The sequence below is a fragment of the Streptomyces amritsarensis genome, from assembly GCF_001953875.1.
In the GTDB taxonomy this organism is placed as follows: domain Bacteria; phylum Actinomycetota; class Actinomycetes; order Streptomycetales; family Streptomycetaceae; genus Streptomyces; species Streptomyces amritsarensis.
This window is the reverse complement of record NZ_MQUR01000170.1, coordinates 1-7,662: the sequence shown is the minus strand read 5'-3', so window position 1 is coordinate 7,662 and position 7,662 is coordinate 1. Positions and strand designations below refer to the sequence as shown.

Below are 7,662 nucleotides of genomic sequence, written 5' to 3'. Positions count from 1 at the left end.
GGGCCCGGGACCTCGCGGTCCCGGGCCCGGCCCGTTTCGGCTGCGCAGGGACGATCAGCTGTGCGCGCGCAGCAGGCTGCGCATGGTCCGCATCGCCACCGACAGGTTCGCCAGGTCGAAGTCGTCCGAACCCCGGATCTCCTCCAGGGTCGTCCGGGCCCGCCCGATGATCGCCGCGTTCTTCTCCTCCCACGCCCGGAAGCGCTCCTCGGGAGTCGAGGCGCCGTTGCCCACCGACAGCACGTCCGCGGTCAGGGCCGCGTGCGCCGCGAACAGGTCCTCGCGGATGGACGCGCGGGCCATGGACTGCCAGCGGTCGGCCCGCGGCAGCTCGATGATGCGGTCCATCAGCTGCGTGATGTCCAGGCGGTCGGCGAGGTCGTAGTACACATCGGCGACACCCAGCGGGTCCACGCCCGTCCGGTCCGCGATCGCGACGATGTCCAGCGTCGGGAAGGCCGAGGAGAAGCCGGCGACCTTCGCCGCAAGCTCCTGCGGCACGCCCTCGCCGGTCAGCTCGTCCATGACCAGCTGGTACCACTCCAGGTCCGCGCCGCGCACCAGCTTCGGCAGCTCCGCCCACACCTCGGACACGCGCTCCCCGAAGAAGGCGATGGTCTCGGTGATCTGGAGCGGCTGCGGCCGGTTGTTGAGCAGCCAGCGGGTACCGCGCTCGACCAGGCGGCGCGAGTGCAGGCGCACCCGGGTCTGGACGTCCGCGGCCACCTTGTTGTCGAGCGCCTCCACCGCGTCCCACACCTCGGCCAGGCCGAAGATCTCGCGGGCCGCGAGCTGCGCCCGGACGATCTCCTCCGTGGAGGCGCCGGTCTCCTCCCGCAGGCGGTGCAGGAACGTCGAACCACCGGTGTTGACGGTGTCGTTGACCAGGATCGTCGTGATGATCTCCCGGCGCAGCGCGTGGGCGTCGATCTGCTCGGAGAACTTCTCGCCCAGGACCGCCGGGAAGTACGCGAAGAGCAGACGGCGCAGGTACGGGTCGTCCGGCAGCTCGGTGGCGATGAGCTCGTCCGCCGTCGTGATCTTCGTGTACGCGAAGAGCACGGCCAGCTCCGGCTGGGTCAGCCCCTTGCCGTTGTTCAGCAGCTCGCGGATCTGCCGGTCGGTGGGCAGGAACTCCAGCTCGCGGTTGAGCAGTCCGGCGCCCTCCAGGCGGCGCATGAAGCGCTGCTGGGCGTGGAGCAGGCTGGGCGCCTGGGCCGAGCCGTTGGCCAGCGCGGTGTTCTGCGCGTAGTTGTTGCGCAGCACCAGACGGCCGACCTCGTCGGTCATCTGCGCGAGCAGCTTGTTGCGCTGCTTGACGGTCATGTCGCCGTCGGCGACGACCGCGTTGAGCAGGATCTTGATGTTCACCTCGTGGTCGGAGGTGTCCACGCCCGCGCTGTTGTCGATGGCGTCGGTGTTGACCTTGCCGCCTTCGCCGCCGGCGCCGCTGCGGGCGAACTCGATGCGGCCGAGCTGGGTCAGGCCCAGGTTGCCGCCCTCGCCGATGACCTGCGCCCGCACGTCGCAGCCGTTGACGCGGATGGCGTCGTTGGCCTTGTCGCCGACGTCGGCGTGCGTCTCGGAGGTCGCCTTGACGTAGGTGCCGATGCCGCCGTTCCACACCAGGTCCACGGGGGCCTTGAGGATCGCCTGCATCAGCTCGGCCGGGGTCATCTTGGTGACGCCGGCCTCGATGCCGAGGGCCGCGCGCATCTGGGCGGTGACCGGGACGGCCTTCGCCGAACGCGGGTGGATGCCGCCGCCCGCCGAGATGAGCGAGGGGTCGTAGTCCGCCCACGAGGACCGCGGCAGCTCGAACAGGCGCCGGCGCTCGGCGTAGGAGGTGGCCGCGTCCGGGGTCGGGTCGATGAAGATGTGGCGGTGGTCGAAGGCGGCCACCAGGCGGATGTGCTCGGAGAGCAGCATGCCGTTGCCGAAGACGTCACCGGACATGTCGCCGACGCCGACGACGGTGAAGTCCTGGGTCTGGGTGTCGTGGCCGAGCTCGCGGAAGTGCCGCTTGACGGACTCCCACGCGCCGCGGGCGGTGATGCCCATGCCCTTGTGGTCGTAGCCGGCCGAGCCGCCGGACGCGAAGGCGTCGCCGAGCCAGAAGCCGTAGGCCTCCGCCACGCCGTTGGCGATGTCGGAGAAGGTCGCGGTGCCCTTGTCGGCGGCGACGACGAGGTAGGTGTCGTCCTCGTCGTGGCGGACCACGCTGCGCGGCGGCACGACCTCGCCGGCGACCATGTTGTCGGTGATGTCGAGCAGCGCCGAGATGAAGATCTTGTACGAGGCGATGCCCTCGGCGAGCCAGGCGTCGCGGTCCACCGACGGGTCGGGGAGGTTCTTGGCGACGAAGCCGCCCTTGGCGCCGACCGGCACGATGACGGTGTTCTTGACCATCTGCGCCTTGACCAGGCCGAGGATCTCCGTACGGAAGTCCTCGCGGCGGTCGGACCAGCGCAGGCCGCCTCGGGCGACCTTGCCGAAGCGCAGGTGGACGCCCTCGACGCGCGGGGAGTACACCCAGATCTCGAAGGCCGGGCGGGGCGCCGGCAGGTCCGGGATGGCCTGCGGGTCGAACTTCATCGACACGTAGGCGTGCTGCTCGCCGCGGGAGTCGAGCTGGAAGAAGTTCGTGCGCAGGGTCGCCTTGATCAGGGTGAGGAAGGCCCGCAGGATGCGGTCCTCGTCGAGCGAGGCGACCTGGTCCAGGGCCCCGTCGAGCTCCTCCAGCATGGCGTCCACGAGCTCGCTGCCGGCGGCCTGGCGGACGGGCGACATCCGGGCCTCGAAGAGCGAGACCAGCAGCCGGGTGGTGTGGACGTTGTTGCGGAGGGTGTCCTCCATGTAGTCCTGGCTGAAGGTGGAGCCCGCCTGGCGCATGTACTTGGCGTACGCGCGCAGGACGACCGCCTGGCGCCAGGTCAGGCCGGCGCTCAGCACGAGGGTGTTGAAGTTGTCGTTCTCGGCCTGGCCGTTCCAGACGGCCGCGAAGGCGTCCTGGAAGCGCTCGCGGGCGTCGTCGCCGAGGTCGCCCGCCGAGAGCCGCAGACCGAAGTCGTAGATCCACGCGTTGGTGCGGTCCGCGCAGCGCAGCTCGTACGGGCGCTCGTCGGTGACCTCGACGCCGAGGCGCTGGAGCACCGGCAGGACGGCGGACAGGGAGACCTGCTCGCCGGCGCGGTAGATCTTGAAGCGGCGCTCGCCGGGGCCCGCGCCGACGGGCTCGTACAGCGAGAGCGCGAAGTCCTTGTCGCTGCCGCGCAGCTTCTCCAGGTGCACGAGGTCGGCGACGGCGGCGCGCGGCGAGTGGTCGGCCTTGTAGCCCTCGGAGAAGGCGGAGCCGTAGCGGCGCAGCAGCTCCGCGGCGCGCTCCTCGCCGAGTTCGGCGTTGAGCGCCTGGTCGAAGCCGTCGGCCCAGGAGCGGGCGGCCTCGACGAGGCGGCCCTCGATGCGCTCGACATCGCCGTCGGTCAGCACGGGCAGCTCGGTGCCCTGCGGGACGCGGATGACGAAGTGGATGCGGGAGAGGATCGACTCGGTGTTCCAGGCGGTGAAGTCGACGCTGATGCCGCCGAGCTCCTCGCGCAGGATGTCCATCAGGCGCAGCCGCACACCGGTGGTGAAGCGGTCGCGCGGCAGGTAGACCAGCGCCGAGTAGTAGCGCCCGTACTCGTCCTGGCGCAGGTACAGCCGCAGCCGGCGGCGTTCCTGGAGGTAGAGGACGGAGGTGACGATGGACTGGAGCTGGTCGACCGGGGTCTGGAACAGCTCGTCGCGCGGGTAGGTCTCCAGGATCTGCGTCAGGTCGCGGCCGTCGTGGCTGGACGGCGAGAAGCCGGCCCGCTCCAGGACCTCGGCGACCTTGCGGCGGATGACCGGCACGCGGCGCACGGACTCGGTGTACGCGGCGGAGGAGAACAGGCCGAGGAAGCGGCGCTCGCCGACGACGTTGCCGTCGGCGTCGAACTTCTTGACGCCCACGTAGTCGAGGTACGAGGGGCGGTGCACGGTGGAGCGGCTGTTGGCCTTGGTCAGCACCAGCAGGCGGTGCTCGCGGGCCTTGGCGCGGGCGTCGGCGGGCAGCCGGTTGAAGGACGGCGAGACCGGGTGGCCGTCCTCCTTGCCGCTGTGGTGCGGGTCGGAGCGCAGGATGCCGAGGCCGGTGCCGGGCACGGCGGCCAGGGCGTCGCCGTCGACGAGGTTGTACTCGCGGTAGCCGAGGAAGGTGAAGTGGTCGTCGGCGAGCCAGCGCAGCAGCTCACGGGCCTCTTCGAGCTCGTACTCGCGCAGGTCCGGGGCGGTGGGCTCGTCGGGCAGGCCGTCGGCGATGCGCAGCGCGGCCTCGCGCATCTTCTCCCAGTCCTCGACGGACTCGCGGACGTCGGACAGGACGCGCTGCAGGTCGACGGTGATCTGCTTGAGGTCGGCGCGGTCGGTCTCGCGGTCGATCTCGACGTGGATCCAGGACTCGACGAGGGAGTCGTGGGGGCGCTCGGTGCGGGGGCCGTGCGCGTCGCAGTCGGGGCCGAGGATCTCGATCAGCTTGCCGGTGATGTCACGGCGGACGACGACCTGCGGGTGGATCACGACGTGGATGCCGCGGCCCTGGCGGGACAGCTCGTTCGTCACGGAGTCCACGAGGAAGGGCATGTCGTCGGTGACGACCTCGACGACGGAGTGGCTGGAGGTCCAGCCGTTCTCCTCCACCGTGGGGGTGTGCACGCGTACGTTCGCGGTGCCCTGCGGCCGGTTCTCGGCCAGTCGGTAGTGGGAGAGCGCGCCTCCGAACACATCGACCGGGTCCCGGTCCGTGAGGTCCTCGGGCGCCGTGTGCAGGTAGTAGCGCTGGAGGTAGGAGAGGACCGCGTCCCGGTCCGGACGCTCTCCCTGCTCGGACCCAGTCGGAAGTAGCCCCCCGGCCGGGCTGTGCTCAGCTACCCGGGCCGCCCGTGCGAGCAGCTCGGCCTTTGCTTCGTCCAGCTTGGTCTGCATGTCCTCTGGCTCCTGTCGCGCGCCATTGCGTGACGTAGGTGAAGGAAGGAATGACATAGCGCCGCGAGGCGGGGTGTCGGTGTCCGTTCTGAATCGACGCTATGCCGTCGAGAGAGCCGACCGGGAGGGAATGAGCCAAGATCGGCCGAAGGTCCCGGTGGCGGGGATCAGCGATGGCCCGGGCACTGTCGTGCGCCGGGCGCAGGCCGGAGGCTCCAGTGCCCCCGATGGATATCGCGCTGATCACGGGTACAAGGCTATCCCGACCTACCCCCAGGTCGTCATTCGCTGCATCTGTACAAATCTTGGGGTGGAACTTTGACACTCTGGCCAGCGACGTTGCAGCCCTTCCGTGCAGCGGCCTGTCCAGTCGCTATTCGGCCAGCTCGCGAGCTGTCAGAACGGCCTCCGCCAGGGTGTCCACGACGGGGACTCCGGCTGATTCCAGACTGCGGCGGCTGTGCGAACCACCCGTGTAGAGGACGGCGCGGGCGCCGACGTGGGCGGCGGCGAGTGCGTCGTCCACGGCGTCTCCGATGAGGACCGTACGGTCGGCGCTCACCCCGGCGGCGTCCAGGGCTTGCATGTGGCGTACGAGATGTCCCGCCTTGGAGGTGTGGGAGGGGCCGGTCCGCCCTTCGACGCGCAGGAAGTGCACGTCGATGCCGTGTTCGCGCACGAGCGGGACGAGCCTGTCGTGGGGTGCGAGGGACAGCAGGGACTGCGTGAGCCCGCCGAGCTGCCAGTCCCGGAGCAGGTCCCGGGCACCGTCGGTGAGCCCGGAGTCCGCGGCGGCGGCCCAGTAGTGGCGGTGGAAGGTCTCGTCCATGACGAGCCACTCCTCCTCGGTGGGCAGCCGTCCCATGAGGCGCTCGTAGAACTTCGGCACCGGTACGACGTACAGCTCGCGGTACGTCTCCAGGGTGATCGGCGCGAAGCCGAGTTCGGCGAAGGAGGCGTTCGTCGCGGCGATGACGGCGTCGATGTCGTGGAGCAGCGTGCCGTTCCAGTCCCAGACGATGTGGTGCGTGCGGGTCATTTCAGCAGCCCCGGGATCTCCTGGACGCCGAACCACAGCAGCTCGTGGTCCTCGGCCCCGTCGACGGTGGACTGCGCGTCCTCGTCCCCGCCGTCGGCCGCGGGCAGGGCCAGCGCGGCGGCGGCCACGTCCTCGTCGGCGTCGTCGGCGTCCACGTGCACGGCGGCGGCCACGGTCAGGCGCACGGCGGCGGCGAGGCTGACCTGGCCCAGGGCGGCCTCGTCGACCGCGGGGGTGGCGGTGGCGGCCTTGTCGTCCACGTCGAGGGCGACGACGACGCGCCGGCGGGGCGCGCCGGGGTCGGCGGCGAGCAGCCGCAGCGAGGCGGCCGCGGCCCGGCCCAGTGCCGCGTACTCCAGCTCCTCGATGTCGTCCGAGGCGTACCACTCGCGCAGGCCGGGGGTGACGGCGTACGCCCGCAGCGGGGCGGGGCCCAGCTCACCCGCCTGGTGCACCTCGGCGAGCCCGGGGAGGGTCAGGGGGACGTACACGCGCATGGCCGGCTGCTTTCGGTAGTCGGAAACGCACCCAGGATACGACTCGGAGGTGGTCGGCCGGGGTCCGGCAGGGTGACGGCCGCCGTACCCCATCGGGCTGCCGGGGCCCGCGGGGCGCCCGTCCACCCGCGGCCCCCGACCCGTGCCGGGCGGCCGCCGGCACGGCGGGGCGCGCACTCGGATAGGTGAACCGGGCCGGCTGCGGGCCGGGGCCGGCCGGTGGTTGCGGAGCGTGTTCGCCGGCCGTAGAAGATCCCCATCAAGTTACCGCCCGGTACCGCTCCGGGCCCGGCCTGTTCGGGGGCAGATCGCGATGGACACCACGACGCGCGGCACGATCGGCAGCAACGGCGGCCGCCGCCGGCCCGCAGGCCGTCCCGGGACCCGCCCCGCCGGACGGCGCGACCAGCGGCGCCCGGCGGGCCCCCCGCCCACCCTGCGCCTCGGCCCGCACCACTGGTTCGCCGAACGCCTCCTGGCCGTGGTGAGCGGCCGGCGCCCCGTCCACTCGCTCCTCGGCCACACCATCGGCCCGGCCTACCAGCAGCTGGTGAACCTGGCCCCCACCGAGCAGGCTCTGCGCGAGCGCCTGTCCCCGGTCGTCCGCCAGTGCGGCCGCTTCATCCCCGGCCCGGGCGTCATCGAGGCCTTCGCCCGCATCGCCACCGGCGACCGCGTCACGGCCATGGCCTTCCGCCTCGAACAGGGCCCGGACCTCCGCTGGCGCTGCGCGGCCGTCGAAATCCAGGGCCCCCTCCCCTGACCCGCCCCGAACCACAGCCCCGCCGGGGCCCAGGGCCCGAAGCCCCCAACCACAGCCCCGCCGACGTTCGAGGCCCGCGGGCCCGGGGCCCGAAGCCCCCAACCACAGCCCCGCCGGCGTTCGAGGCCCGCGGGCCCGGGGCCCGAAGCCCCGAACCACAGCCCCGCCGACGTTCGAGGCCCGCGGGCCCGGGGGCCGAAGCCCCCAACTACAGCCCCGCCGGCGTTTGAGGCGCGGGGGTCCGGGGGCAGCGCCCCCGCCACGGCGCCGCACCGGCACCCCGGCGGGAGCCGCACCACCACACCCGCCACCCCCGCGGGAGCGAAACGGCCGGGGCCGGACACCCCGCGGTGTCCGGC

At 72.0% G+C, this 7,662-nt stretch carries 4 protein-coding genes; 1 reads left to right on the top strand and 3 read right to left on the bottom strand.

The genetic code is table 11. The features are described from left to right. Positions 1 to 54 precede the first annotated feature (54 nt). The 3 genes from AVW11_RS34925 to AVW11_RS34915 all read right to left on the bottom strand — a co-directional run bounded on the left by AVW11_RS34925 (position 55) and on the right by AVW11_RS34915 (position 6,540). A complete protein-coding gene (locus AVW11_RS34925; RefSeq protein WP_076047032.1) occupies positions 55 to 5,004 on the bottom strand; it encodes an NAD-glutamate dehydrogenase in 4,950 nt (1,649 codons plus the stop codon). 373 nt (positions 5,005 to 5,377) lie between these two features. After that, the gene (locus AVW11_RS34920) at positions 5,378 to 6,043 is read right to left on the bottom strand and encodes an HAD family hydrolase (protein WP_076047031.1); all 666 of its coding nucleotides are present in this window, start codon (positions 6,041 to 6,043) and stop codon (positions 5,378 to 5,380) included. Then, complete coding sequence (locus AVW11_RS34915) at positions 6,040 to 6,540, bottom strand: DUF6912 family protein (protein WP_076047030.1); 501 nt, start codon at positions 6,538 to 6,540, stop codon at positions 6,040 to 6,042. The genes AVW11_RS34920 and AVW11_RS34915 overlap by 4 nt, the downstream gene beginning before the upstream one ends. A 313-nt stretch (positions 6,541 to 6,853) precedes the next feature. On the opposite strand from AVW11_RS34915, the gene AVW11_RS34910 reads away from it, so the two are divergent. Next, positions 6,854 to 7,303, top strand: a complete 450-nt coding sequence (locus tag AVW11_RS34910) for an Rv3235 family protein (RefSeq protein WP_225884790.1) — start codon at positions 6,854 to 6,856, stop codon at positions 7,301 to 7,303. The last annotated feature ends 359 nt before the right edge of the window (positions 7,304 to 7,662 follow it).